General features: G+C 39.5%; 28 protein-coding genes. 2 read left to right on the top strand and 26 right to left on the bottom strand.

The window, feature by feature from the left end; genetic code table 11:
• Position 1: 1 nt before the first annotated feature.
• Genes GQR54_RS06700 through ccmA form a run of 3 tightly spaced genes read right to left on the bottom strand, consistent with a single transcriptional unit; the run spans position 2 to position 2,045 of the window.
• Entirely contained in the window at positions 2-739 is a 738-nt protein-coding gene (locus tag GQR54_RS06700) for a heme ABC transporter permease (protein WP_007585844.1), read from the bottom strand.
• Complete coding sequence (gene ccmB, locus GQR54_RS06695; protein ID WP_002959286.1) at positions 739-1,425, bottom strand: heme exporter protein CcmB; 687 nt, start codon at positions 1,423-1,425, stop codon at positions 739-741. Before ccmB ends, GQR54_RS06700 begins: the two co-directional genes overlap by 1 nt.
• The gene (gene ccmA / locus GQR54_RS06690) at positions 1,425-2,045 is read right to left on the bottom strand and encodes a cytochrome c biogenesis heme-transporting ATPase CcmA (RefSeq protein ID WP_166376936.1); all 621 of its coding nucleotides are present in this window, start codon (positions 2,043-2,045) and stop codon (positions 1,425-1,427) included. The genes ccmB and ccmA overlap by 1 nt, the downstream gene beginning before the upstream one ends.
• Positions 2,046-2,158: 113 nt before the next feature.
• On the opposite strand from ccmA, the gene GQR54_RS06685 reads away from it, so the two are divergent.
• Complete coding sequence (locus GQR54_RS06685; protein ID WP_166376935.1) at positions 2,159-4,450, top strand: flagellar hook-length control protein FliK; 2,292 nt, start codon at positions 2,159-2,161, stop codon at positions 4,448-4,450.
• 2 nt (positions 4,451-4,452) lie between these two features.
• Positions 4,453-4,761 carry an EscU/YscU/HrcU family type III secretion system export apparatus switch protein gene (locus tag GQR54_RS06680; RefSeq protein ID WP_166376934.1) on the top strand — a complete coding sequence of 103 codons (309 nt, stop codon included), beginning with the start codon at positions 4,453-4,455 and terminating at the stop codon, positions 4,759-4,761.
• A gap of 31 nt (positions 4,762-4,792) precedes the next feature.
• Here the strand turns inward: GQR54_RS06680 and GQR54_RS06675 are convergent, their stop codons facing one another.
• The 23 genes from GQR54_RS06675 to GQR54_RS06565 all read right to left on the bottom strand — a co-directional run bounded on the left by GQR54_RS06675 (position 4,793) and on the right by GQR54_RS06565 (position 26,143).
• Complete coding sequence (locus tag GQR54_RS06675; protein ID WP_166376933.1) at positions 4,793-5,194, bottom strand: DUF2802 domain-containing protein; 402 nt, start codon at positions 5,192-5,194, stop codon at positions 4,793-4,795.
• 17 nt (positions 5,195-5,211) lie between these two features.
• Complete coding sequence (locus tag GQR54_RS06670) at positions 5,212-5,709, bottom strand: chemotaxis protein CheW (RefSeq protein WP_166376932.1); 498 nt, start codon at positions 5,707-5,709, stop codon at positions 5,212-5,214.
• Between the two features lie 21 nt (positions 5,710-5,730).
• Entirely contained in the window at positions 5,731-6,507 is a 777-nt protein-coding gene (locus GQR54_RS06665) for a chemotaxis protein CheW (protein ID WP_166376931.1), read from the bottom strand.
• Between the two features lie 3 nt (positions 6,508-6,510).
• A complete protein-coding gene (locus GQR54_RS06660; RefSeq protein WP_007585827.1) occupies positions 6,511-7,281 on the bottom strand; it encodes a ParA family protein in 771 nt (256 codons plus the stop codon).
• Positions 7,282-7,293: 12 nt separating this feature from the next.
• Positions 7,294-8,250 (bottom strand): flagellar motor protein MotB, encoded by a 957-nt coding sequence (locus GQR54_RS06655; protein ID WP_166376930.1) that lies wholly within the window; start codon positions 8,248-8,250, stop codon positions 7,294-7,296.
• Positions 8,251-8,252: 2 nt separating this feature from the next.
• Entirely contained in the window at positions 8,253-9,017 is a 765-nt protein-coding gene (locus tag GQR54_RS06650) for a flagellar motor protein (RefSeq protein ID WP_166376929.1), read from the bottom strand.
• On the bottom strand, positions 9,010-10,176 hold the full coding sequence (locus tag GQR54_RS06645) for a chemotaxis response regulator protein-glutamate methylesterase (protein WP_166376928.1): 1,167 nt from the start codon (positions 10,174-10,176) through the stop codon (positions 9,010-9,012). The genes GQR54_RS06650 and GQR54_RS06645 overlap by 8 nt, the downstream gene beginning before the upstream one ends.
• A gap of 58 nt (positions 10,177-10,234) precedes the next feature.
• Positions 10,235-12,418, bottom strand: coding sequence for a chemotaxis protein CheA (locus GQR54_RS06640; RefSeq protein WP_166376927.1), 2,184 nt, complete (start codon positions 12,416-12,418; stop codon positions 10,235-10,237).
• 15 nt (positions 12,419-12,433) lie between these two features.
• Positions 12,434-13,201: a protein phosphatase CheZ gene (locus GQR54_RS06635; RefSeq protein ID WP_166376926.1), complete on the bottom strand. Its 768-nt coding sequence runs from the start codon at positions 13,199-13,201 to the stop codon at positions 12,434-12,436.
• An 18-nt stretch (positions 13,202-13,219) separates the two neighbouring features.
• Entirely contained in the window at positions 13,220-13,603 is a 384-nt protein-coding gene (cheY, locus tag GQR54_RS06630; RefSeq protein ID WP_008132609.1) for a chemotaxis response regulator CheY, read from the bottom strand.
• Positions 13,604-13,643: 40 nt separating this feature from the next.
• Complete coding sequence (locus GQR54_RS06625; protein WP_166376988.1) at positions 13,644-14,354, bottom strand: RNA polymerase sigma factor FliA; 711 nt, start codon at positions 14,352-14,354, stop codon at positions 13,644-13,646.
• A gap of 26 nt (positions 14,355-14,380) precedes the next feature.
• Entirely contained in the window at positions 14,381-15,241 is an 861-nt protein-coding gene (locus tag GQR54_RS06620) for a MinD/ParA family protein (RefSeq protein ID WP_166376925.1), read from the bottom strand.
• Positions 15,234-16,715 carry a flagellar biosynthesis protein FlhF gene (gene flhF / locus GQR54_RS06615; protein WP_166376924.1) on the bottom strand — a complete coding sequence of 494 codons (1,482 nt, stop codon included), beginning with the start codon at positions 16,713-16,715 and terminating at the stop codon, positions 15,234-15,236. Before flhF ends, GQR54_RS06620 begins: the two co-directional genes overlap by 8 nt.
• A gap of 20 nt (positions 16,716-16,735) precedes the next feature.
• Positions 16,736-18,847 carry a flagellar biosynthesis protein FlhA gene (gene flhA, locus GQR54_RS06610; protein ID WP_166376923.1) on the bottom strand — a complete coding sequence of 704 codons (2,112 nt, stop codon included), beginning with the start codon at positions 18,845-18,847 and terminating at the stop codon, positions 16,736-16,738.
• A 73-nt stretch (positions 18,848-18,920) separates the two neighbouring features.
• Positions 18,921-20,051, bottom strand: coding sequence for a flagellar biosynthesis protein FlhB (flhB, locus tag GQR54_RS06605; protein WP_166376922.1), 1,131 nt, complete (start codon positions 20,049-20,051; stop codon positions 18,921-18,923).
• Between the two features lie 9 nt (positions 20,052-20,060).
• A complete protein-coding gene (gene fliR / locus GQR54_RS06600) occupies positions 20,061-20,840 on the bottom strand; it encodes a flagellar biosynthetic protein FliR (RefSeq protein WP_166376921.1) in 780 nt (259 codons plus the stop codon).
• Positions 20,841-20,842: 2 nt separating this feature from the next.
• Complete coding sequence (gene fliQ / locus GQR54_RS06595) at positions 20,843-21,112, bottom strand: flagellar biosynthesis protein FliQ (protein ID WP_166376920.1); 270 nt, start codon at positions 21,110-21,112, stop codon at positions 20,843-20,845.
• 40 nt (positions 21,113-21,152) lie between these two features.
• The gene (fliP, locus tag GQR54_RS06590) at positions 21,153-21,893 is read right to left on the bottom strand and encodes a flagellar type III secretion system pore protein FliP (protein ID WP_166376919.1); all 741 of its coding nucleotides are present in this window, start codon (positions 21,891-21,893) and stop codon (positions 21,153-21,155) included.
• Positions 21,894-21,897: 4 nt separating this feature from the next.
• Positions 21,898-22,281, bottom strand: coding sequence for a flagellar biosynthetic protein FliO (fliO, locus tag GQR54_RS06585; RefSeq protein ID WP_166376918.1), 384 nt, complete (start codon positions 22,279-22,281; stop codon positions 21,898-21,900).
• Positions 22,278-22,676, bottom strand: coding sequence for a flagellar motor switch protein FliN (gene fliN / locus GQR54_RS06580; protein ID WP_166376917.1), 399 nt, complete (start codon positions 22,674-22,676; stop codon positions 22,278-22,280). The genes fliO and fliN overlap by 4 nt, the downstream gene beginning before the upstream one ends.
• Before the next feature lie 20 nt (positions 22,677-22,696).
• Complete coding sequence (gene fliM, locus GQR54_RS06575) at positions 22,697-23,785, bottom strand: flagellar motor switch protein FliM (protein ID WP_166376916.1); 1,089 nt, start codon at positions 23,783-23,785, stop codon at positions 22,697-22,699.
• A gap of 9 nt (positions 23,786-23,794) precedes the next feature.
• The gene (fliL, locus tag GQR54_RS06570; RefSeq protein ID WP_166376915.1) at positions 23,795-24,310 is read right to left on the bottom strand and encodes a flagellar basal body-associated protein FliL; all 516 of its coding nucleotides are present in this window, start codon (positions 24,308-24,310) and stop codon (positions 23,795-23,797) included.
• Between the two features lie 57 nt (positions 24,311-24,367).
• A complete protein-coding gene (locus GQR54_RS06565; RefSeq protein ID WP_166376914.1) occupies positions 24,368-26,143 on the bottom strand; it encodes a flagellar hook-length control protein FliK in 1,776 nt (591 codons plus the stop codon).
• Positions 26,144-26,146 lie beyond the last annotated feature (3 nt).

The raw sequence follows: 26,146 nt of genomic DNA, 5'->3' as shown, positions 1-26,146 counted from the left end.
ATTACCCCTTATTTAACAACAAACGCACCCACGGTCGGTGCTTTTCGCGTTGCAAAATTTCATTTTTAAGACGAATTAAAGTCACTGTTCCTACAAAAGCAGCAAAGGCTAAAATATTAACCATAAGAGGCCAAAACATACTTGGGTCTATTGCTTTAGTATCTAGTTTTGTAATGCTTGCGCCTTGGTGTAGCGTATTCCACCACTCAACTGAGTAATGAATAATAGGTAAGTTAATTACGCCCACAATCGCTAAAATAGAAGCCGCACGCCCTGCTGACTTCTTATCTTCAAATGCATGGTAAAGCGAAAGCACGCCAAGATATAAAAATAATAAAATAAGTTCAGACGTTAAACGCGCATCCCATACCCACCAAGCGCCCCACATAGGTTTGCCCCAAGCAGCGCCAGTAATAAGCGCTATAGCAGTAATACAAGCACCAACAGGCGCTATAGCAATAACGGCAAGTTCGGCATTTCGTAGTTGCCATACAAGTGCAACAACAGCTGCAATAGCCATTGATGAGTAAGCCCCCATAGACAAAATGGCGGAAGGAACATGAATAAAAATGATACGGTAGCTGTCTTTTTGTTGGTAATCAGCAGGTGCAAAACCAAGCCCCCATACCCATCCAACAATCATACTAACTACGGTAACTACGGCAAAATAAGGCAGTAACGTATTGCATAACTGGTATGCACGCTCTGCTTTAGCATAGGGATGTAACCACTTCCACATTAACTTACACTCACTTTTAAAGCTGACGATATGGCAATTGGTGCGCTAATAATAGCAATAAGTAACATTGCACCAAGGATGGCAAGCTGCCCACTATAATCCAGCGACATGGTGCTGGTATCGATAGCCGACGTTGCAAAAATCAAAACAGGAATATACAAAGGCAATACGAGTAAACTCATCAAAATACCCCCTTTTTGTAATCCCACAGTAAGCCCTGCGCCTATTGCGCCAATAAAGCTCAATAGTGGAGTGCCTAATAATAATGTTAAAACAGTTGCTGTTAACGCCGTACTTTCTAGGTTTAACAACAATGCAAATAGCGGCGTCATTAATACAAGCGGTAAACCTGTTACCACCCAGTGAGCAGCCACCTTAGCAAGTACGGTTAACGATAACGGGTAAGACGATGCAATTAGCTGCTCCAATGAGCCATCATTAAAATCATCTCTAAACAGCTTATCCAAGCCCAACATGGTAGAGAGTAATGCGGCAACCCAAATAATTCCCGGTGCCATTCTCGCTAGTAAACCAGGCTCAGGCCCGATTGCTAACGGAAATAATGAAATTACAATTAAGAAGAACAAAATAGGATTTACAATTTCAGCGCGCTGGCGAAACGCAAGTTTTACATCTTTGGTAAATACCGCACTGAATAGCAACCAATAAGAATGTTGACGAGTCATTAGTGGCGATACTCCAGTGTAACCGTTTGCAAGTTACTAAAATGGGTCGTTAAGTCTTGGTGAGTCGTTAATAAAATAGCACCACCGCTTTGTAAGTGTTCAGTAAATCGCCGCTGCAAAAAAGCAACACCGCTTTTATCAAGCGCGGTAAATGGCTCATCAAGTACCCATAATTTAGCATCACTTAACCAAAGCCTTACCAAAGCCACACGTCGTTGTTGCCCAGCAGATAACATTCTAACTGGTACATCTTCAAGTCCAACAAGGCCAAGTTGCGCTAAAATAGGATACAAGTCAGGCTGATTCATGTAGCCATTAATTTGTAACCAATGACGAACATTTTCAACTGCACTAAGCTGAGTGTTTACGCCTGTTTTATGGCCTATAAAGAGTAGTTCTCTGGCATACTCTTCGTAATACTTAGATATAGGCTGTTCTTGAAATAATACAGCCCCTTCGTCAGGCGCAGAAAAGCCAGCGATAATACGCAATAGCGATGTTTTACCTGCCCCATTAGGACCCGCTAATTGCATGATTTGACCGCTATTAAGGCTAAAATTAAGATCCGCAAACAAACAACGATCTTGCTTGATGCAGGTGACGGACTTAATGTATAACAAGATGACGATTCTCTCTGCCAAAAATTAGGCGTTAGTCTACCATAATGATAGGGTAATACGAATATTGCTTTAAAATCGATTCACTTAAAATAGAGAAAACTTGATTTAAAATAATGAATACGCCAACGCAAATCACATTATCTAATTCATTGGTTATCAATCAATCGGGCAACGCTCAAACGAATGAATTATCGCAATTACCTGATGAGGTACTTGCCGCTAAAAACATACAATTTTCGAAAGATTCGATTACGCTTGATGTATTCATTGATAAACATTGGCAAACATTAAGGCTTGGCACTACAAGCGCACCTCATAATTTACAAAAAATAGCCAGTGCTAACATACAACTTAGTCCCGATGGCAAACAGCTCAACATCACACCGAACAGTACAACCATTACTTTAAACAAGCCGGCTCAATTACAACGTTTATTAAATTATATAAGCACGGGCACTGAGGTACAAAGCAAACCACTGGATGTTCAAGTAGTTGTATCTCCTACCCCCAGGCTAGTTATCGATAAGCTCAACGTCAGTATTGCTATAAATAAAGACGTAGCGCAGTTACTTATAACTGAGCAGCCTTTAAAAGTAGTTGTTAGCACTACAAATAAAGGCGCCCAGCTTAATGTTATTAATCGCTTTGCTGATACAGTTCATACGCAACCACTTAACCAAGCTAAACTTACTAATTTACTCGCAGCCTTATTGCCTAGTGCGCAATTACAAGCAACACCTAAACTAGCAATTTTAACTCATCCTCAAAAGTCAGGCTCGTTTACAACGCAAATTACTAATCAACAAGTTAGTGAACTACCCAGCACCCCTATAAAAGTAAACTTAGCAAATCAAGCTGATAAGTTATTTATTAAAACCGATACTAATAATATAAAAGTGACACTTAATAACTCATTTTCTAAACCGTTTAACGAGTTACTTTTAGCTCAAAAAAGCAATACCCCTGAATCTGTGCCCACTATTAAAGCAAGCTCACTGCTTACACCTGACAGCCCAATAAAGTCGTGGCTACAAAATAGCTTTAGTGATTTAAAAACGCGAATTAATGATGCAGTTAAATATTTTGAAAGTAAGCCCTTTGCAACAGCAAATAAATCTGAATTAACACCGCTATCAGCATCATCTGCGCTACAGAGGCCGGACTTAGTTATACAATTAACAGAATCACCGCTTGATAAAATCAACATTACCCAAAATGTAAGTACTGCGTTAAATAGCAATACGAGCAATATTTTACCAGAGCACTTTTCAAGGCTCCCGCCGCTTGTGCAATTAACTCAACTTATGAAAGGAAGTGTTAGTATTTGGCAGCCACTCATTAATGGAGCTAAAGAGCAAATAACTCTCCCAGTACAATTAGCCATAACTGATAGTAAGCAAAATAAAACAAGCTCTGCTAGCATTGAAAACATTCAACCATTAACAGAGCAGCTACCAAATATCGCCTCTCGTAGTCAAATGCTACAACCAATAGAAGCAAAATTATTAAGTACACTGCTAAAGTTTCCTGATACCACTATTCCTACTGCTCAGCTGGCTCATAATAAACAACTTTTGAGTAGTCAAATTACTGATATTGTAAATAGAGTCACTAAAGATACCCCCGATTTAACTCGCTTGATCAACCAAGCATTTAATCGTATGGTCTCAAGTAACAATATTAATCCTTCGACCATACAGCGTGAAATACTTGCTACTTTACAGCCCAATCAGCTAACGGGTGACATGTTACAAAGTAGCTTTACTAAAGGGCTTGAGCAAGTTGCAGTGAGTATTTTAGCTGCCCCTATTATTAGCCAATCAGTAGCGCCTATCAGTTTTAATAATCAAACTGGCTTAGATGCACTTTTGCAAGTACTCATACCTACTTTTAAAACAGGTAACATCGGAGCGAAAATGCTTGAGCAACTCCAACAAGCTCAAGTCCAAGCTTTGGCCAGCGAAATTGTGCACGTTAAAAATACACTTACCCAAGTGAGTGTTTCAACACCAAATCAACAGCCAGACACAAACCCTCTTGCACAATTTTTATTGCCAATGCGATTGCCAGCAGAGGCCGCCCAAACAGAAATAACACTGGGGCAATATAAAAAACCAAGTGCAGATAAGTTAGAAGATAAAAATGTATGGTTTGTAAGGTTAAACTTTGATTATGCCCAACTTGGACAGTTACAAATTACCGCTGAGTTAATGGATAAAGCACTTAATTGCCAGCTGTTGGCATCAAGCCAAGAAGTAAGTGCAATTGCTCACCCTCACTTAGATAACTTAAGATCTAAACTAGCTAAACATGGTTTACAAGTTGGCGAACTTAATCTGAAGCGTGGTGATGCTAATAATCAGGCATTTTATAAATCTCATGCAATTATTAATATTAAGGTTTAGTCATGAGTGATGCATCTATCAATAAATCAGCCATTGGGCTTTTATACGAAGCTGGCAGCACACCAACCGTAAGCGTTAAAGGGTTTGGTGAATTAGCTGACGAAATAATTGCGGCGGCGAAAAAAAAAGGAATTATGATCCACGAAGATGCGGCCCTTGCTAAAACGTTGTCTCACTTAGAGTTGGGGGAAGATATCCCAAAAGAGCTTTATTATGTTATTGCAGAGCTTATTGCGTTTTCGTATGTATTGAGAGGTCAATTTCCGCCGGGTTGGCAGGACTTTCAAGGGAAGTTGAATATTAAGGCTTGAGCTTATTTATGTGCTTATAACTAAAAAGGCGCTAAGCGCCTTTCTGTTTATGTAATGAAAATAGTAATTCGGCTTCTGCTCTTGGTAATTCGCATTCGCGAATCACCTCATCTAGATCAGCGCCTAACTCAACCATTTTGACAGCACGAGAGTAAATTTTAGCGTCAGGGTCATCGTATTTTTGCGCCGCTTGTTGTTGTATCAAATCTTGATTTTGTTGCTCAACCTCAAGCACTCGTTTACCAATACTTAAAAGTCCTGTTCTAAGCTCTGATATTTCACTTCGCAAAATATGTGTTTGCTCTGAGCTATCTTTCAGTTGCTGTAATGCAGCATTAATTTCATTCGCTTGTTTGTTTTTTAATGCAATTATTAGCGCAAGCGATATAAGTCCTACCGCTAACGCTGATATAGCTATACTAAGTAACAGCATAATTTATTTGGTAAAGCTTATATATCGCTTAACTCATCCCATTCGTCATCACTGAGTAATTTATTTAAATCAACTAAAATCAGTAACTCGTTTTCACGATTACAAACGCCTTGAATAAACTTAGCACTTTCTTCAGTACCAACATTTGGTGCACTATCGATTTCAGAGCTGCGCAAATAAACAACTTCAGATACGCTGTCAGCTAAAATACCTATAACTTGCTCTTCAGCTTCAATAATTAAGATACGAGAGTTGTCAGTTGCATCCGCAGGTAGCAAACCAAAACGAGCACGAGTATCAATAACTGTTACTACGTTACCGCGTAAGTTAATAATACCAACCACATAAGAAGGAGCACCTGGCACCGGGGCTATTTCAGTGTAGCGCAGTATTTCTTGAACTTGCATTACATTTACGCCGTAAGTTTCTTCTTCTAACTTAAACGTAACCCACTGTAAAATTTCATCATTATTATCCGCGTTTTTATTTGCTGACAGTAATTTATCTTGATTCATGCTATTACCCCGTAATGGTCATTACTTCTGACGGCTATCTAAGCCTTTCTCTAATAATATATTTAAATTATCAACGTCTATTAAAGCACACATTTTTTCTTTTATAACGCCTGCAAGCCATGGGCGCTTACTTTTATTTGTACGCCATTTTACATCTTCTTTACTCAATGTAATGTTATTTATCAACTTTTCAGCTAATAAGCCCCACTGGCTATCACCTAAGGTAATTAAATACTGATAATCTAAAGACGCCTCTAATTTATCATCATACTTTTCTGGCATTACCCAACGAGCAGTATCAACAACATTAAGCTTCTCTTCTCTGTTGAGCATAACGCCTTTAAACCATTTTGGCTTACCAAATAAATGATTTACTTCACCTAATTGATGTATACCGCCTAATGCTTTTAATGGTACAGCCAATGTTAAACCAGCGACTTCAAAAAATAATGCCTGAAATTCGCCGTCAAAATAGTCAGACTGACAATTGGTTGCAATCTGTGGTTCTGGCTTTTCTATAGCATTGCATATCGATTTTATTACTTCATCGTCAACAGCTTTTTTGGCTTCAATCATTGGTTCAGTTTCAACACTGAGTAAGTCTTGATCAAATATTTTTTCTGTGGCTTTTATTTGTTCTTTGGGCTTTAAATGAATGTGCGCGTGTTGTGAACTATCTGGAACTTGCTCAAGTAATTTTGCAATTGGCTCAAGGTTATCTACAGGCTCGTCTTCACATAACAAAGCCCCTAGGTATTGCTTCATTACTTTTTCATTCGCAAATAATTGCTTACTCATTCATTAACCTTGTTCAATTAAATATTCTAGCAGTGCTTTATATGCGTATACACCACGCGAACGAGGACAATACTCTACAGGCACTTTTTGCGCAAAGCTTGCATCTCTAAATTTAGTATCTACCGGTATCACACCTGGCCAGACTTTATCACCATATGTACTTTGCAGTGTTTTATATGCTTCTAACGATGCTTTAGTACGTTTATCATACATAGTAGGGATTATAGTATATTGATAATCTTTCGCTTGAGAGGTTTGCATTAATTCCATAGTCCGCATCATTCTATCAAGCCCTTTAAGTGCTAAAAACTCCGTTTGCACAGGCACTAAAATTCGTTCGCTTGCTGCAAGCGCATTCACCATTAACACCCCTAAAACTGGGGGACAGTCTAAAATAGCATAGTCGTAATGTTCGCTTATTTTTGCAAGTGCTTTTTTTAATATTAATCCCATTCCTGTTTTATTACCCATGCTTCTATCAAGCGTGGCTATTGCCATAGTTGCGGGTAAAATATCTAGATTTTCAAGTGTTGATGGGCATAAAGCTTGAAGTATCTCTTCACTTTGCATACTTGTGCCACGCGCAAAAATATCATAAACACTCACTTCTAAATCCTCTGAATCGATGCCAAAGTAATAAGTGAGTGATGCATGAGGGTCTGTATCTATAAGCAACACACGCTTACCTTGCAAGGCTAAAATACCAGCAAGGCTCACTGCGGTCGTTGTTTTACCAACCCCCCCTTTTTGATTAGCGACAGTCCAAATCTTCACATTACATCCTAATTACTGTTCATTTCGCGTTGTTATGCGAATACCACCATGAGGCAAACGAATTATTTTTATTGTGTCGTCATCTGAAGGAAGTTCAACTTCAGGCGCTACCACTAGATGCTCACTTGCTTGTCCATCTTTGATGCTTTTTTTTTGTGGTAAACCATACTTAGAAAGTGCAATAACAACTTTACGATTCTCTGCTCGCCCTTGTTCTGTATCATTACTTACAAAAGGTGAATATTGACCATAACCTTCTATCGCCATTCTGGCAGAATTAATACCCAATGCTTCAAGCTCTACTAAAATTGACGTTGCTCTAGCTACCGAGAGTTCCCAATTTGAGCGAAACATTTCATTACGAATACTTTCATCATCAGTATAGCCACGTACTCTAATATAGTTATCTACTGGAGCAATAATATCTTTAACAATCTTTACAACTTGTTTTGCTCGAGAGTGAGCAACTGAGCTGCCACTTGAAAATAACATACCTGAGCTTAGCTCTATAATCAGCCAATCTTGATTAAGCTCTAAACTAGCTTCCCCATCACGAATTTCATCAATAAGCGCTGACTGTAATTTAGTTAATAAGCTGTCGAGAGGCTTTCCTAGATATTTTTGTTGTATGTTACTTGTATCACTTTGACCGTCGAGTAGCTCTGGGCCTTGTTCTTCTTTTAAAATACTTTCGCCGTAAAGAACTTCTTGTTCAGGTGTTACTCTATCAGTCAATATCCCATTACCATTAACGCCTTCACCTTGAGCAGAGTGCTGGCGGGCTGATTTATCAAAAACATGTTCGAGGGAGTCTGACAATATTTGAAATTGCTCTTCTTTGTTAATCGCTATTGCATACAGCACGACAAAAAAGGCAAACATAATGGTCATGTAATCGGCATACGATACAAGCCAACGTTCTGTATGCTGGTTTTTAGGGGCAGAATGGCGAAGTCGTCGGCGCAACATGTTTACTCGTCCACGAAATTAGGACGCTCTACGCGGTAGGCTTCAAGCTTTAATTCTATATTGACTGGGCTTTCGCCGATGCTTATTGCAATGATGCCTTCGGCAAGCATTTCATGGTAAAGCATTTTTTGCTCTACACGCTGCTTTAATTTATTTGCCATAGGTAAAAACAATAAATTAGCTAAACCAACACCGTAAATCGTCGCAATAAATGCAGTTGCAACGCCAGCACCAAGCATTTGCGGATCGGTAATGAACGACATTGCCTGTATTAAACCAAGCACGGCGCCTAAAATTCCAATAGTAGGGCTGTAGCCCCCCATTGCTTCATAAACACGAGCGGCTTCGAGTAAACGATCGCGCTCTAGCAGTAAATCTATTTCAAGAGTATCACGTAGTTTTTGCTCTGAGCAGCCATCGACAAGTAAGCTTAGACCTTTTGCAGCATAAGCATCTGAATTGGCTAACGCTTCATTTTCAAGCGCTAAGTAACCTTCTTGGCGCGCTTTATAAGACCATCGTTTAACTTGCTCTATTGCTTCTTCAATATCGTATTGTGGCGCGACAAAAACCCAAGAACTCATATTTAGCATTTTCTTAAATGTGCTAGCCGATGTTTGCAACATAACAGCGCCAAGCGTGCCGCCGAATACAATAATAAGCGCAGGGCCATTAAATAGGGCAGAAACAACGCCTCCTTCTAAAGAGTAACCTAGTCCTATTGCACCCAATGCCACAAATAGTCCGAATATTGAGAGCTTATCCACAACCCACCTCTCTCTTTATCCGTGCAGCAACATCACTAAGTGCTAAACTCTCACTTGAAAGCCCCGCATTAGCAATTGCTTGAGGCATTCCGTAAACAACACAACTCTTTTCATCTTGTGCCCAAATGGTTGCACCCATTTGTTTTAACATTCTCGCACCATCGCGTCCATCAGCACCCATACCTGTTAGAACAATAGCAAGTACATCACCTTGATACGCTTTGGCTGCACTAGCAAAAGTAACATCTACGCTCGGTTTGTAGCTTATTCTCTCGCTATGATCCTCAAATACACGCAGTGTTCTATTTGCCCCGCGCCCTTCGACCATCATCTGCTGTCCACCAGGTGCTAAATAAGCAGTTCCAGGCTGTAAGCGATCACCTTGTTGTGCTTCTTTCACTTTTATCTGGCACAGGCCATTCAAACGTGCCGCAAATGCGGGTGTAAATGCTGCAGGCATATGCTGAATAAGTAAAATAGGGTGAGGAAAATTAGCTGGTAGTTGGGTCAATATAGTTTGTAGCGCAACAGGCCCACCTGTGGACGTACCAATAGCAACGAGTTGGTATTGTTTTCCACTTGCTCGCACTGTGGCTACATCCGAATGTATAAATGCAGCAGGTGCTGATCTTTGAAAACTTCTATCTGGTTGTTTTACAGGGGGCGTTGATGTATTCGTTCCTTGCGGAAGTGAGCTTGTTATCGCTCTAGTTGGTATTACTGACTTAGGTGGTGTTACAGGCCTAAATGTTCCTGCTAAACGTCTTCGCCCTATATCTTTCACTTTATTTTGCAAAAGCTTTATAGCGTCTTCATTATTACGGGCAATATCTTCAAATTTTTTCGGTAAAAAATCCATTGCTCCAGCATCAAGTGCATCAAAAGTTGCTGTTGCGCCATCACGTGTTAGTGATGAAAACATTAGGATAGGAGTTGGATTACTCGCCATTATTTCTTTAACTGCGCTAATGCCATCAAGCACTGGCATTTCGACATCCATGGTGATCATATCAGGACGTAATTGAGCTGCTTTCTCAACAGCTTCTCTGCCATTAACAGCAAAGCCTATAACTTGTATGTCGCTATCTTGCTCAAGGATTTCGCTTACTCTACGGCGAAAAAAACTTGAATCATCAACAACTAAAACTTTAACGGCCATTTAGCTCTCTTATTAAATTTATGCGTAGGTATATATTAAATATATACCTACTTTATTATTAGCCAGCGTAATGTTTTAACATGCTTGGAACATCTAAAATTAGTGCAATGCCACCGTCCGAAGTAATTGTAGCGCCAGCCATGCCTGGCGTACCTTGCAATAATGCATCGAGCGGTTTAATAACTACCTCTTCTTGACCAATTAATGAGTCAACAACAAAACCAACTTGCTGCGTACCAATTTGAACAATAACTACGTGGCCTTTTGCTTTTCGCTGCGAACGATCTGTGCCTTTAACTAACCAATGCTCTAAGTAAAACAACGGTATTGCTTTTTTACGCACTATAATTGTTAGTTGCCCATCAACCACATTTGTTTTTGTTAAATCTAAATTGAATATTTCACTAACACCAGCTAGTGGTAACGCAAATGTTTGTGCACCAACAATTACCATTAGGGTCGGCAATATAGCTAAAGTAAGTGGTACTTTTATTTCTAAAATAGTACCTACGCCTAACTCCGATTGAATACTTACAGAGCCATTTAGTTGGGTGATTTTAGTTTTCACCACATCCATTCCAACACCACGACCAGAAATATCAGAAATCTCTTCTTTAGTAGAAAAGCCTGGTGCAAAAATAAGGTTATAAGCATCAGTATCAGAAAGTCGACTCGCTTGGTCGTGATCGAGTACACCTTTACTAATTGCGATTTTTTTCAGTTTTTCAGCATCCATACCAGCACCATCATCTTTAATGGTTAGCAATATATGATCGCCCTCTTGGGATGCTGATAAAGTAACGTTACCTGTTCTAGGCTTACCTGCAGCCTCACGAACCGCTGGCATTTCAATACCATGATCAACTGAGTTCCTAACTAAATGCACAAGTGGATCAGCAAGAGCTTCAACTAAATTTTTATCTAAATCGGTTTCTTCACCTACAAGTTGTAAGTTGATATCTTTGTTTAAGCTGCGTGCTAAATCGCGTACTACGCGAGGGAAACGGCCAAATACCTTTTTAATTGGCTGCATTCGCGTTTGCATAACCGCGCCCTGAATATCAGCAGTCACTACATCTAAGTTCGATATTGCTTTACCCATCGCCTCGCTATCTGAACTAGTTGCTAAACTAACCAGACGATTTCGTACAAGTACTAATTCACCAACCATATTCATAATTTGGTCAAGTCGTTTTGTATCTACGCGAACTGTTGTTTCGGCTGCAGGCGGCGCTGTTTTTTTAGGTGCTGCTTTAATAACGGATTTTTCTGCCGGCTTAGAAGCAGGAACTTCCGCAGGTTCTGGTTTTTTTATAGGCATACTTGCTTTAGAAGCTGGTGCAGCAGGCAAAGTAGGCTGCTTTACAACGGGAGTACTCTCTATTGATTTAGGAGCAGTACCTTTACCGTGAAGTTCATCAAGGAATGCTTCAAATTCGTCATCACTAATTTCATCATCTGATGAATTTAAGTTTGATTTAGCAGGTTCTGCTGGTAGTTTTACAGCGTTATTTTGCTTAGGCTCTTTAGTTGTAACATTACCAAAACTGCCAACACCGTGTAACTCATCTAGTAAGTTGTCAAATTCGTCATCTGTAATGTCACCATTAAAGTCACTACTTACTAGCGGTTTTTCAACAACAGGACCTTGGCCTTTACCGTGTAGTTCATCAAGTAAGTTTTCAAATTCATCCTCAGTGATTTCATCTATGTCACCAGTACTAACTGAAGGAGTTCCGCTAAATAATTCATCAAATGCAAATGGATCATCGTCAGCTGCTGGCGTATCAACCACCTCATTTTGAGATTGCTCAACATCTGTTTGTGAAGATACTCCGTTCAGTTCAGCTTCTGTTGGAGGTAAGCCTAATATATGAAGGGTTTCAAGTAATTGAGGGTCTGCAGGTTCAGGCTTATCTCTATTTTGAATAGTTGCGAACATTTCATTAATAGTGTCGAGTGCTTGTAAAATAACATCCATTAATTCTGAATTAACCGTTCGCACGCCTTGACGTAATAAATCAAATACGTTTTCAGCACCATGACAAGCATCAACAAGCTCCGTCATTGCAAGAAAGCCTGCACCACCTTTAACAGTATGGAAGCCTCTAAATATAGCGTTTAATAATTCAGTATCTTCTGGATTATTTTCCAGTTCAACTAACTGTTCAGATAAAAGCTCTAGGATTTCTCCTGCCTCTACAAGAAAGTCTTGTAAAATATCTTCATCGACTTCAAACATGCAGTTACTCTCCTCTTAAAAGCCCAAGCTTGATAAAAGATCATCGACTTCATCTTGATCAGACACAACATCATTACGCGATTCTTTATCAATAATAGGGCCTTCTGGACCTGCTAAAGTTTGTGTAACAACTGGTTCTTCTATTTTTTGTTGTTCTATTATCTCAGCTGTGCTGTCATCTTGAGCAGCAAATGCTGTTAAAAGATGAAGTAAGCTTTCTTCTACTTCTCTAACAAGCTCAATAACGCGACGGATAACTTGCCCTGTTAAGTCTTGATAGTCTTGAGCCATTAATACATTAGTCATTAAGTTCTGTAGCTCATCCGTTTTATGATGAGAGTTATTCATAAACTTATCGATACTGTGACACAGCGATTTAAACTCACCGAGCTCAATCTCGCGGCTCATTAAACGATCCCATGTCGGTTTGATATGGGATATTTCATCGGCCAATTGTTGAGCTATAGGTAAACTAGCTTCAACGGCATCCATTGTTTTATTAGCGGCATTTTCTGTCATTTCTATAACATAATTAAGTCGCTTTTTAGCATCTGGAATAGCATCTGTAGTTAGATTAGCCAAACGAGTATCAAGCTCAAAGCCTTTTAGTGATTCGTGCAATTGACGAGTCAATTTTCCAACTTCAGCAAATAATTCAGAGTGTTCTTTAGACGCAGTCTCCAAAATTAATTGATTTGCTTTATCTTGTTCATCATTTTCTAAAAAAACAACGAGTTGACGAGCTTGTTCTAACGTTATTTGAGGCGCAGCAGGTGCTGGCATAAGCCTCTCCCTTATCATTTAGCCTAAACGTTCAAATACTTTTTCTAATTTAGTTTTTAATGTTCCAGCCGTGAATGGCTTAACAATATAACCATTAACACCGGCTTGCGCTGCTGCTATTATTTGTTCTTTTTTAGCTTCTGCTGTTACCATCAATACGGGAATATGTTTTAACTTATCATCCGCACGAATTGCTCTTAAAAGATCAATGCCTTGCATTCCTGGCATATTCCAATCGGTAACCACAAAATCGAACACCTGATTTTGTAACATAGGCAAAGCTGTAGAACCATCATCAGCTTCTTGAACGTTAGTGAAACCTAAATCACGTAACAAATTTTTTATAATTCTTCTCATTGTTGAAAAATCATCAACTACAAGAATTTTCATGTTTTTATCCAAAACATCCTCCAGTGAGGCCTTAACCTGTGTTTACTTACTACTAATTTATCCAGTCATTGATTTTAGCCTTGAGCTTAATCATCGCCTGACCATGTATCTGACTTACACGCGATTCACTTACATCGAGTATATGTCCTATTTCTTTTAAATTCATTTCATCGTTATAGTACAAAGAGAGCACCATTGCATCACGCTCCGGTAGTGACTTAATTGCACTTAGTAAAGATGCATTAAACCGCTCTTTTTTTACATTATTAAAAGGTCTATCTAGTGCAAAATCCTGGTCTATGGGAGTAATAACATCCTCATCTATGCCAAGGTCTTCAATACCTAATACTTTACTAGAATTTACATCACTTAAAATATGATGGTATTCATTAAGCGAAATTTCAAGTTTTTCAGCAACTTCTGTATTCGTTGGTTCACGATTAAGACTACTTTCGAGCCAAGTAATTGCCTCTGCAACCTGTCGGCTTTTTCGGTGTACTGAGCGAGGAGCCCAATCACCACGGCGCATTTCGTCAAGCATAGCTCCGCGAATACGAATACCTGCAAAGGTTTCAAAGCTTGCGCCCTTTGTCGCATCAAAGTTTTTTGAAGCTTCTATTAAACCTATCATCCCCGACTGAATTAAATCGTCAAGTTGAACGCTAGGAGGTAATCGAGCAATTAGATGGCACGCCACCTTTTTGACAAGTGATGCATGCTTCTCAACAATCACATTTAAATTTTGTGTTGATTGATATCCCATAGCTCTATTCACCAATGTTGTCATAATTAGCCGTTTACTAGCTTCTCAATGAAAAACTCTAAATGACCAGATGGTTGGTTTGGTATTGGCCATTTAACTGCTTTGGTTGCCAACGCTTTAAAAGCAAGAGCGGCTGGCGAATTTGGAAAAAGTTCTACAATCACTCTTTGACGACGCGTTGCTTTACGCATATTTTCATCATAAGGAACGGTGGCTACTAGCTCCATTGATACATCTAAAAAGCGATCTGTAACTTTAGAAAGCTTTGCAAACAATTCAGTGCCTTCTCGCATACTGCGGACCATATTGGCAACAATTTTGAACTTATAAACACCATGTTCACGACTTAATACTTTAATAAGTGCGTAAGCATCCGTTATCGATGTTGGTTCATCACACACGACAACCATTACATCTTGTGCCGCGCGTGAAAAGCTCAGTACCATGTCTGAAATACCAGCGGCTGTATCTACTATCAAAATATCAAATTCGGTATTCAATTCGCTAAATGCACGAATTAGCCCCGCATGCTCAGATGGTGACAGTTCAACCATACTTTGCGAACCCGATGTAGCGGGTACAATTTTAATACCTGCTGGGCCTTCAACTAAAATTTCGTCAAGCTCGCATTCACCAGACAAAACGTGTGATAAATTGCGCTCAACACGCAAACCAAGCATAACATCACAGTTTGCTAAACCTAAGTCGGCATCCAGTACTAACACTCTATTACCTTGCTGCCCTAATGCAATAGCGGTATTTAGAGAAACATTTGTTTTCCCTACTCCACCTTTACCACCGGTTACAGCAATAACTTTTACGCCATTGTTACTGTTCTGACTCATTTTTCGCAGGCCGCTTGCTTGATCTAATACTGTGTTAATCATACATCCCTACTGAACTTGACGCCACTGATTGATGCCTTGAATCTTGTGCTTTTATTCTTTTTAAATACAATTGCTCAGCCTTTTTTACTAGTTTTTCAGCATTTGCAACACGAATATCTTCTGGTACTCGTTGACCATTAGTAAGATACCCTATTGGAAGACGATTTTGAATCGCAATACTAATAATTTCACCTAAACTTAATGACTCATCTAACTTAGTGAAAATACAGCCGCTTAACTGTACTTTTTTAAAGTGGCGTACTGTTTCTTGTAGTACATTAATTTGTGCTGTGGCACTTAGTACCAGGTAGCTACGAATATCCACACGTTGGTTGCGCATTAACGTATTCAACTGCTCTGTTAAACGCAAATCTCGTTGACTCATACCTGCAGTATCAATTAATACTAGTCGTTTATTACGCAGATGATATAAAACTTCAGCTAGTTCATTAGCATCTTTAACTTGCTTTACACCACAACCAATAATACGGCCATAAGTTGCAAGCTGCTCATATGCACCAATTCTGTAAGTATCAGTGGTTATTAGAGCCACTTTATCAGCGCCATATTTTTGTGCGCCTAAAGCTGCAAGTTTAGCAACAGTCGTTGTTTTACCAACACCTGTTGGACCTACTAATGCATATACCCCACCTTGGCGAAGTATTTCATTATTAGTTGTTTGCATTTGATCCTCGACCATCGTTAACAATGCTTTCCAACCTTGTTGACGAGATACGTCATCAGGTACGAAACATGCCATTTGTTGCGCGACTTCTTTATCAATACCCATGCCGACTAAACGGTCAACCATACAAGCACGTGTAGGATCGCGTCGCGCCATATCTTGCTGCATTAAACCAGACACTTGATGTTCTAATAATTGACGAATTGCGTTCATTTCTTCACGCATGGTTGTCATTTCTTGGCTTTCATTATTTGGTTTTTGTTGAAGAGTCGTTACTGGGCTATCTAAATCATCAAAGTCGCGATCTAAATCATCAAAACCCAAACTATCTGCTTGAGTTTGTGGGCGAACTGGCGCTGCATTTTCAGGAGCAAACATATTTTTAATACGCGGCTGCGCAGCTGGTTCTTGATAGTTATCAGTAGTATCAATACCCGATTGTGAAAACATAGATGCAAGTTCAGGGGAACGTGGACGCGGCGACTGACGCTCTAGTAATGCTTGTAAGCTGTCAGCCACTTTTGCTTGAGGTTCAGGTTTGGCACGCTGAGGCTCTGGCTTTATAAAATTATGCATACTTTGCTGTGCTGCTTGAACACGAGGCTCAGCAGTACGTTGTGGTTGCGCTGCTTCTTTAGGGGCTGCTTTGTCATAATCAACTGCCGCTACAATTTCTACACCGTTAGCCAGCTTCTTATTTGACATAATAACCGCATCAACACCTAATTCATCTTTAACTTCTTTAAGTGCTGTGCGCATATCTTTAGCAAAAAAACGTTTTATTTTCATGATTCAACCCCTTTAAATTCTTATTGTTGGCCTACAGAGCTAACAATCTTGATCTGTCTTTCATCTGGTATCTCTTGATAAGACATCACTCTCAATCCTGGAATGGTGTACTTAACAAAACGAGATAACACAGTGCGTAACATTCCTGACGTTAGCAATATCGAAGGCTCTCCAGCCATTTCTTGGTTCTGATGCGCTTGCGTCAATGACACTTGAAGTCGCTCAGCAAGTCCTGGCTCTATACCGGCACCTTCGTCGCCTGCATTTTGCAATGACTGATGCAACATCTGTTCCAACTCAGGCGCCAAGGTTATGACAGGAATTTCTGATGACATGCCCACGGCATCTTGAACGATTAATCTTCGCAGTGAAATACGTACCGCAGCCGTTAGTACATCAGGGTCTTGGCTACGCGGACCATATTCAACAAGGGTTTGAACAATTGAGCGCATGTCGCGAATAGCCACCCCTTCATTCAATAAATTTTGCAGTACTTTTACAATTGCAGTTAATGGTAATACATCGGGTACTAATCCTTCCACTAAACGAGGGTGGCTTTTAGCAAGCATATCAAGCAGGTTTTGGACTTCTTCATGTCCTAGTAGCAACGCCGCACTGTTAGTTAATAACTGGCTAATATGGGTTGCAACTACCGTGGCAGAATCGACAACGGTGTAACCAAGTGATTGTGCTTCATCTTTTTGATCAGGCTTAATCCAAACTGCATCAAGACCAAAAGCAGGGTCTTTAGTGTCGACTCCTTTAATTGGTCCAAACACTTGCCCAGGATTAATCGCTAGCTCGTCGCCATGTTTAAGCTCGCTTTCACCGGTTGAAACACCCATTAGTGTTATTCTGTATGCATTAGGGTCAAGCTCTAAATTATCGCGGATATGTACAGGTGGCACCAAAAAGCCAAGTTCTTGAGAAAGCTTTTTACGAACCCCTTTAATACGATTAAGTAACTCACCACCCTGTGATTGGTCAACTAAAGGAATTAATCTGTAACCTACCTCTAATCCAATTACATCAACCTGTTGAACGTCATCCCAACCAAGTTCTTTTTGCTCTTGTTTATTTGCAACACCCGTTGCAGCGCTTCCACCATTAGCTGCTTCCTCAGCCTCTGCAGCGGCGGCTTTTAATTTACTTTGCTGTGTGTAGTAAGCTAAATAGCCTAGTAACGCACCTAAACTTAAAAAAGCAAAGTGCGGCATGCCAGGCACTAACCCCATAATGATCAAAATACCAGAAGCAATAAAGAGTGATTTTTCATTACCAAGTTGTTTCTTGAATTGGTCACCCATGTTGAGCGACTCATTTTGGCGTGTTACAACAATCGCTGTACCAATTGAAAGCAGTAAAGAAGGTAGCTGAGCAACTAAGCCATCACCAATAGTAAGTAAAGTATATACTTCCATGGCATCGCCAAAGCTCAAATTGTGCTGAATCATACCGACAAACAAACCACCAACAATATTGATGATCAATATAACAATACCTGCAATGGCATCGCCTTTTACAAATTTACTCGCACCATCCATTGAGCCATAAAAGTCGGCTTCTCGGGTTACTTCCTCGCGGCGATCACGCGCTTGCTCAGCACTTATAAAACCAGCATTTAAATCGGCGTCAATTGCCATTTGTTTACCCGGCATTGCATCAAGGGTGAAACGTGCAGATACCTCAGATATACGCCCAGCACCTTTAGTAATTACTACAAAGTTAATAATGATCAGAATTAAAAATACAACCAAACCAACAGCGTAGTTACCACCAATAACAACTGAGCCAAACGCTTCAATTACTTTACCAGCAGAATCACCACCATTATGACCTTCAAGTAATACAACTCGAGTACTGGCAACGTTGAGCGCTAAGCGCATAATCGTAGCGATTAGTAATACAGAGGGGAATATACCAAACTCGACCGGCTTCATCGTATAAACAGTCACGAGTAAAACCACTAATGCGAGGGCAATATTAAACGAGAAAAGAATATCGAGTAAAAATGGCGGCAATGGTAAAATCACCATTCCTAAGGCAGCAAGTACAAGCAAAGGAGTACCGACCCCTTTGGCATAGTCTTTTTTGTCTCTGTTAAGTTGTTGTAATACCGCTTTAAAACTCATAATTCTACAATTTCAAAAAATTGACACTGCATTGAATTAGCAATAACTATTCCAAGTTACTAGGTTAACGACTTTAATATTTATAGGCATCTGGGATGGGTAGCTTATTGTTAAGCTTAGTTGGGCGTTTTCCGCGCCCTTTATTAAAGCGCTTAAGCTGAAATACATAGGCTAAAACTTGCGCTACAGCGGTGAATAACTGATCCGGTATTTGTTCGCCAACTTCAGCAGTATGATAAAGTGCTCGAGTCAGCATCGGGGATTCTAAAATAGGTACTTCATTCCCTATTGCTACTTTACGAATTTGCATCGCCATTTCATCAATGCCCTTTGCAAGCACAATAGGCGCTCCTGCACGCTCTGTGTCATATTTTAATGCTACCGAATAGTGAGTTGGATTGGTAACAATAACATCAGCATCTGGGACGTCTTGCATCATGCGATTTTGTGACATTTGCCTTTGAGTCTGTCTTATACGCGCTTTTATTTGTGGATCACCTTCAGAGTTTTTATACTCATCTTTAACCTCTTGCATTGTCATTTTAAGTTGTTTGTTATGATTATAACTTTGAAATGGAGCATCAATTGCCGCAATAATAACTAAAGTGCACGAAAGACCCAAGAACATCCAAGCTAAAATTTCTAAGGCATGAATAATATTACCCGGTGCACTTTCTAAACTTAAGTGCAGTATTTCATCAAAAAAGGTATTAATTAGAAATATAGCGAAACTTGCAACTAAGCCAAACTTTAATAGTGACTTTACAAGCTCAACAGCCGCTTGCGGGCCAAACATTCGCTTAAAGCCTTTCATTGGCGACATTTTACTTGCTTTAGGCGCGGCTGCTTCCCAGCTAAAATTAAAACCACCTAACAAGGTATTACCTATAAACGCAGCTAAAACAATAATAAATACGAACATGGCCATAGGAAATATTAAAGCGTCCGCAACTTCTCCCCATACAGCAAACATTTTAGTAGTGTCAAAGGCTTCGTTACGATTCAAGTTAAGCGTACGGCCCATTACATTGTATAAACCTTTGCCAATTTCAGGTCCATACATCAAAAGCGATATAGCCGAAAAAATAAGTACAAACATGGTACCTAGCTCTTTAGAACGCGCTATTTGACCTTTCTTTTTAGATTCTTCAAGCTTTTTGGATGTGGGTTCTTCTGTTTTTTCTTGTCCTGAGTCTTCAGACATGCCTTTCTCCTAAGGTGAACAACCAACTAGAGTACACATTAGCTCAACCATTTTTAACCATTGAAATTCAAACTGAGTAACAAAGTTACCTAGTGTCGCCCAAATAATAATGAGCCCAGCTACCAAGGTAAATGGAAAACCGATAGAGAAAATATTTAGTTGAGGAGCTGCACGCGTCATAATACCAAACGACATATTAATAACGAGCATAGCCGTAAGCGGTGCCAGTGAGAGTACAAGTGCTGTCGTAAACATCCAGCCACCCCATGTCACTATGTCCCAATAATGATCGACGGCCCACCAATTGCCATCAATGGGTAATACATCAAAACTATGCACGACCATTTGAATCATCATTAAATGACCATTAAACACAAAAAATAGCAACGTCGCTAAAATAAGGAAGAACTGACCAACCGCTGGAACACTTGCACCATTAGAGGGGTCAATAACAGAGGCAAAACCTAAACCGGTTTGCATTGCTAATATTTGCCCTGCTAACACAAAAGTATTTAATAAAAGTAGAGATGCAAAACCAATGGCAGTACCAATTAGTATTTGTTGGATAACCACTAAAATCATCTCAAACGAAAACAAATTAGTAAATGTAGCCGGTGGAAGAACAGGCACAACAACAAAAGTTACAACAACCGACAAGCCCATTTTTATTCTTGTTGGAACATTTTTAGCGCCCAAGCCGGCCATAATCATAATCATTGAGCTGATCCGTACTAAGGGCAGCAAAAAGTCGCTCAACCATTGAATGATTACTGAAAATGGATACTCCACATTTAACCTGCAATTTCAGGGATAAGTAATACTAGTCCGGTAAAAAAGTCCATTAACTCTTGGGTAAGCCAGTGCCCACCAACAATAAGTGCACTAATGGTAATTAATAAACGAGGCAAGAAACTTAATGTTTGTTCATTAATAGACGTTGCAGCCTGAAATACGGCAACCACTAAACCAACAATTAAACCGGGTATTACAATTGCAGACACTAACTTAATGACTAAAAATAAAGAGTCGCTTAGAATATCAACAAATATTTCAGGTTCCATGTTGTTCCCTTATTGTTGAGTCACATTGATGCTAAGCATACTAAGTCCCCAGACCAAAGCTTTTTGCTAAGGTACCCATCACCAAGCTCCAGCCGTCTACAAGCACAAATAACATAATTTTAAATGGCAAAGACACTATCATCGGAGAAAGCATCATCATACCCATTGCCATCAGTACTGAGGCGACAACTAAATCAACGATTAAAAATGGGATAAAAAACATAAAGCCAATTATGAACGCGGTTTGCAATTCGCTAGTTACAAATGCAGGGATCAATACTATTAATGGCGTGTCTTTTGGCGAGTCGAGCTGATCGTAACCAGCAATTTTAGCAAATGTTTCTAAATCTTTAAGACGAACTTGGGAAAGCATAAATGCTTTCATCGGCTCTTTGGCAAGCTCTAAAGCTTGTATAGAAGTAACTTGTTCATTTAAGTAAGGTTCTATGGCCCGCTCATTAATTTGCTCGTAAATAGGCGCCATTATAAAAATACTTAAAAAAAGTGACATACCTAGCAACACTTGATTAGACGGTGTTTGCTGTAAGCCAATTGCTTGGCGCAAAATAGCAAGGACTACAATAATTCGTGTGAAGGAAGTCATCATTATTATAGCAGCAGGTATAAAGCTCAGTGCTGTCATAATAGCTAAAACTTGTAACGTTACTGAGTAATCCTGCGTGCCGTCTGCATTTGTTGTAATAGTTAGCGCATCAATTCCTTCAGCACTTACGCTTGGCACAAACACCATGGCAAGAATAATAAGTAGCCACTTTGTCATAGGTTTAATTCTTTTTATTTTGGTTTGATTGCGGGTTTAAAAGTTTCCCAAAACGCTTAGCTAGCTCTGGTAACTCTTTTTCAGTTAAAGGTGTCTCTAATTTATGTAAATAATTAATACTGTGCGGTGTTACTCCTAATAAGTGCTGGGCGTTATCAATTTCAATAACCAATAAACGCTCCCGAGAACCCAAAGGTAGGCTACGAACAACCTTAAATTCGTCGCTATTGACTAAATTTGGGTTTAATTTTTTTACAAAATAAGCCAATACAAGTATGAGTACCAGTACAACAGCTAATGAAAGCACCATAGAGATTATATCACCTGATGGAGCTGCTGATTCTGCTACTGGAAAAACTGAATTTGCTAATATACTTAAACTACTCATCGTAACTTCTTAATCCGTTCAACTTGACTAACAACGTCCGTTAACCTGATACCAAACTTGTCATTAACCACTACAACTTCACCATGAGCAATCAATGTACCATTGACAAGCACATCGAGTGGTTCACCTGCGACTCTATCAAGTTCAACGACTGAACCTTGATTGAGTTGCAGTAAATTACGTATATTAATTTTAGAACGTCCAACTTCCATTGAAATAGTTACTGGGATATCTAAAATCGTATCTAATTTACGCTTTTCATCGCCACTCATTTCATGTCGTTCATCACTTAATTCGTCTAGCTCCGCAACCTGTGCTTCGCTCCCCTCTTCCGGAGTTTCTGCCTCAGCTAATGCTGCAGCCCATTCATCCATAGTATCTTGGTCATCACTCATACTTTTCGCCTTTAAATCAATTACCAGTCTAAGTCTACACCTTTAGAGAGATATAAATCATCTTCTAGTTCTTCTAATTCTGCATCTGAATCAATCTTCTTGCCGCCTTTGGTAAATACATGCAGCTCAGATTTAACTGAATCAGGTCGTTTAATTTTTTCACTAATTTGGAGTGCAACATTGTCGCGTGAACGACCCATTTTAGCTCTAAATGTAGGTAATTCTTCAACAAATACGGTTATATGTTCAGGCATTTCAACCGGAATGATATCACCCGCTTTGAGTTCCATAATTTGTCTTAGGGTTAAATCAACTTCAAGCAATTGAGTCGACATATCAACCTCTACATCCATGATTTCGTCGCGAAGCGCTTTACTCCATCGGAAATCAGTATCTTCAGTGTCCGACTGAACACCTGCATCTAACAGTTCCCGAATTGGCTCAAGCATAGAATAAGGTAAAGCAATATGAAAATCACCACCGCCACCATCAAGTTCAATATGAAAAGAGCTAACAACAACGACTTCTGTTGGACTTACAATATTAGCCATAGCCGGGTTTACTTCGGAATCGAGATATTCAAAAGATACATCCATGACTGGTGCCCATGCTTCTTTATAATCTTCAAAAATTATCTTAAGTAACATTTGCACAATTCGACGCTCTGTCGGTGTAAATTCTCGACCCTCTATTTTTGCATGGTAACGGCCATCCCCACCAAAAAAATTATCTACCAAAATAAACACAAGCCGTGCTTCCATGGTGATAAGACCCGTCCCTTTTAATGGCCTAAAACGAACCATATTTAAACTAGTTGGGACGAAAAGAGTATGGACATACTCGCCAAATTTAATCATTTGTACGCCGTTAATAGACACTTCTGCGGTGCGGCGCATCATATTAAATAAGCTAATTCGCATATGGCGAGCAAAACGTTCGTTAACAATTTCCAGTGTCGGCATGCGACCGCGCACGATGCGATCCTGCGAAGAAAAATCGTACTGGAGCGTACCTCCGCCGTCCTCACCTTCGTTTATATCCTCCTCATCAACGTCATCAATACCGTGTAATAGTGCATCAATTTCGTCTTGGGATAATAAATCGCTCACACTAGCCCCTTATTGCATCACAAAGCCGGTAAATAATACCCGCTCGATTACTTTACTGCCTTCAACATTCATCAAAGCGGCTTGTACTCTCTCAAGGGCAGAAAAGCGCAGTGTCTCTTTACCTGCACTCGTACCTAGCTCATCTGCTGTTGTAGTAGAAAAAACGCTTAATAATGTGCCTTCAATAAGTGGAATATGCTTTTTGGCTGTTTCTTCATTTATACTACCACGCACTAACAGCTGTACTTTAATTTGTACAATTCTATCGCGACTCGAGCCAGGTACGTTAAATATAAACGGTCGTGGCATAGCAACATATAAAGCATTTCCTAACTCAGCTAATGAACCTGACTCTGCTAAAGATGTATCTGCAGTTTCTAAGTTATCAACCGACGCATCCGAACCCGATATATAGAAATAACCAGCAATAACAACAATAATAAGCACTACTGCCGCTATGATTATTATTAATTTCTTTTTACTTTTATCGGTTTCTTCTATTTTTAAACTCTTGTCTTCGGCCATCATGATTCCTTTAATCGCAAAGGTACTTGCTTGTTTTAGTTATTATAATAGCAGTACTTAGGCATAGTAATCTATTGATGATGAAGTTTGTTTTCGAGAACTGTGCGCAATATTATCAGCCAGCTCCTGATCGCCATTATTAATTGCTTCATTATCAACCAAGCCACCTTGAGTCCTATTCTCGCCTTGCTCAGACGATTCACCACCCGATTGCCCATACGAAATAGTACTTTCACCAAGCTCTAACCCTTGTTGCGCTAACATTTCGCGCAAACGTGGCATAGATTGTTCAAGTGCTTCTTTAGCTTGTTGGTTTTGTACTACAAAGTTTATATGTGCTTGTTCTGCATCGCTTCTAATACGAATTTGCATGCTGCCCATTTCTGGTGGATCAAGACGAATTTCAGCTTCTTTGTTATTAATACTCAACATAGAGCTAACACGTTCTTGCAGTAACTTAGCCGCATCACTTTTAACTATATTAATTGCTTGCATAACACCTGGGTCAATACCTACCTGCTTAACTTGCGATGTACTTTGTAATTGTTGAGTTTGCAATATTTGAGTATCCAGTAAGCTCTGATCGAAGCCTATTGAATCGTCTTGGCTTAATGTGCTCGTTTTCTGAATATTGAAAGCAGCTGTAATTTGCGTAAATACTTGCGCTACGCGAGCCGGTACTTGCTCTGCGCTTATATTTTTCAACCCATCTTTTTGCATTTGCTCAGATAACTTTACTGCGCTTTCATCTTTCAATGAAGTTGTAGCCACTTTATTTAGTTCAGTATTTTCACTTGTAGAAAATTTTGAGCCTACCTTTTGGGAGTCATTTACAGTACTTTGAGTGCTTGGCGTTAAAAACGTTTTTGATTCTGATTTAGCGGTATCGGTATCAGCAAGTCCTATTTCAATTGAAGCTTTCAACTCAGTAATTGTTTGCTTGAGTGCTTCCAACCTCTCGCCTTTAGGCTGCTCAGCTTTAATATAATCATTTAATTGAGTTAATAAGCTTTGTTTTTCAGTCGTATTAAGCGTATCAATCTCAGAACTGAAAGACTGCTTAGTTACGCTACTCTGCGCTTCTTCATTATCAGTAATAAACTGTGCAAGCAGCAGCTTTAAAGCTGCTACGTTACTAGGCTTATCTAATGCTTGAGTTTGCACACTTAGCTGTAACCTTTGCTCTGGCGTTAAACTGGCAAGTATTTTATCTGCTTTAATTAAATCAGTATCTTTAGTCATTAATGTATCTACAGCAGTACTTTTATCTCTTTCGGTTATTTGTGTAATTGCTGTTGCAGATGCAGCAACTGATGAATCAATACTAGGTGAATCAATGCTAGGAATATTTTTGCTCTCAGAAACAATTCTACTTATGGATTTTTCAATAGCAATATCAACTTTAAAACTATCTGTAGTTAATGCCTTCTTAAAATCAACTTCGTCAGTTACTCCATTAACCTCGCCAGCTGGTCCATCAACTTTTTCTGTTGGTTTTGAAACAGAGGTATTAATGGCCTGTGCCGAACTTATTTGAGCCAGCATACTATCACCAGAGACGACTATGACTTCACTTATTGTGTTTCCATCCAAGGTTATAGGTGTCTCTGTCTCCTCACTAGACTCTTCATTCTTGAGACTGGCAATCGAATTTTCAGCATCGGGGCTTTTATTGCCTTTTTGCAAAGGTTCAATAAAACTGTGCGCTGCGTTTAGTTGACTTAAAAACTCCGCACCTGAATCTTCTTCATCATTTTTTAAGCTATTGTCTTTAAAAGCTAATAATGCATCTTTTTCTGAAGGAGCTAAAACAGAAATGTTATTTATCGCCATAAG

Origin of the sequence: Pseudoalteromonas sp. Z9A4 (assembly GCF_011378845.1) — a bacterium.
In the GTDB taxonomy this organism is placed as follows: Bacteria; Pseudomonadota; Gammaproteobacteria; order Enterobacterales; family Alteromonadaceae; genus Pseudoalteromonas; species Pseudoalteromonas arctica.
This window is presented reverse-complemented; position numbering and strand designations above follow the sequence as displayed.

What these genes read in the sequence shown, in the direction of transcription:
- GQR54_RS06645 (WP_166376928.1), bottom strand. Translation starts at nt 10,176, where the DNA reads ATGGCCGTTAAAGTTTTAGTTGTTGATGATTCAAGTTTTTTTCGCCGT.
- ccmB (WP_002959286.1), bottom strand. Translation starts at nt 1,425, where the DNA reads ATGACTCGTCAACATTCTTATTGGTTGCTATTCAGTGCGGTATTTACC.
- flhB (WP_166376922.1), bottom strand. Translation starts at nt 20,051, where the DNA reads ATGTCTGAAGACTCAGGACAAGAAAAAACAGAAGAACCCACATCCAAA.
- GQR54_RS06620 (WP_166376925.1), bottom strand. Translation starts at nt 15,241, where the DNA reads ATGATTAACACAGTATTAGATCAAGCAAGCGGCCTGCGAAAAATGAGT.
- flhA (WP_166376923.1), bottom strand. Translation starts at nt 18,847, where the DNA reads ATGAGTTTTAAAGCGGTATTACAACAACTTAACAGAGACAAAAAAGAC.
- GQR54_RS06685 (WP_166376935.1), top strand. Translation starts at nt 2,159, where the DNA reads ATGAATACGCCAACGCAAATCACATTATCTAATTCATTGGTTATCAAT.
- GQR54_RS06655 (WP_166376930.1), bottom strand. Translation starts at nt 8,250, where the DNA reads ATGTTGCGCCGACGACTTCGCCATTCTGCCCCTAAAAACCAGCATACA.
- fliN (WP_166376917.1), bottom strand. Translation starts at nt 22,676, where the DNA reads ATGAGTGATGACCAAGATACTATGGATGAATGGGCTGCAGCATTAGCT.
- GQR54_RS06680 (WP_166376934.1), top strand. Translation starts at nt 4,453, where the DNA reads ATGAGTGATGCATCTATCAATAAATCAGCCATTGGGCTTTTATACGAA.
- fliO (WP_166376918.1), bottom strand. Translation starts at nt 22,281, where the DNA reads ATGAGTAGTTTAAGTATATTAGCAAATTCAGTTTTTCCAGTAGCAGAA.
- GQR54_RS06635 (WP_166376926.1), bottom strand. Translation starts at nt 13,201, where the DNA reads ATGCCAGCACCTGCTGCGCCTCAAATAACGTTAGAACAAGCTCGTCAA.
- fliP (WP_166376919.1), bottom strand. Translation starts at nt 21,893, where the DNA reads ATGACAAAGTGGCTACTTATTATTCTTGCCATGGTGTTTGTGCCAAGC.
- flhF (WP_166376924.1), bottom strand. Translation starts at nt 16,715, where the DNA reads ATGAAAATAAAACGTTTTTTTGCTAAAGATATGCGCACAGCACTTAAA.
- GQR54_RS06675 (WP_166376933.1), bottom strand. Translation starts at nt 5,194, where the DNA reads ATGCTGTTACTTAGTATAGCTATATCAGCGTTAGCGGTAGGACTTATA.
- fliQ (WP_166376920.1), bottom strand. Translation starts at nt 21,112, where the DNA reads ATGGAACCTGAAATATTTGTTGATATTCTAAGCGACTCTTTATTTTTA.
- GQR54_RS06625 (WP_166376988.1), bottom strand. Translation starts at nt 14,354, where the DNA reads ATGGGATATCAATCAACACAAAATTTAAATGTGATTGTTGAGAAGCAT.
- GQR54_RS06565 (WP_166376914.1), bottom strand. Translation starts at nt 26,143, where the DNA reads ATGGCGATAAATAACATTTCTGTTTTAGCTCCTTCAGAAAAAGATGCA.
- GQR54_RS06700 (WP_007585844.1), bottom strand. Translation starts at nt 739, where the DNA reads ATGTGGAAGTGGTTACATCCCTATGCTAAAGCAGAGCGTGCATACCAG.
- fliL (WP_166376915.1), bottom strand. Translation starts at nt 24,310, where the DNA reads ATGGCCGAAGACAAGAGTTTAAAAATAGAAGAAACCGATAAAAGTAAA.
- GQR54_RS06665 (WP_166376931.1), bottom strand. Translation starts at nt 6,507, where the DNA reads ATGAGTAAGCAATTATTTGCGAATGAAAAAGTAATGAAGCAATACCTA.
- GQR54_RS06670 (WP_166376932.1), bottom strand. Translation starts at nt 5,709, where the DNA reads ATGAATCAAGATAAATTACTGTCAGCAAATAAAAACGCGGATAATAAT.
- GQR54_RS06640 (WP_166376927.1), bottom strand. Translation starts at nt 12,418, where the DNA reads ATGTTTGAAGTCGATGAAGATATTTTACAAGACTTTCTTGTAGAGGCA.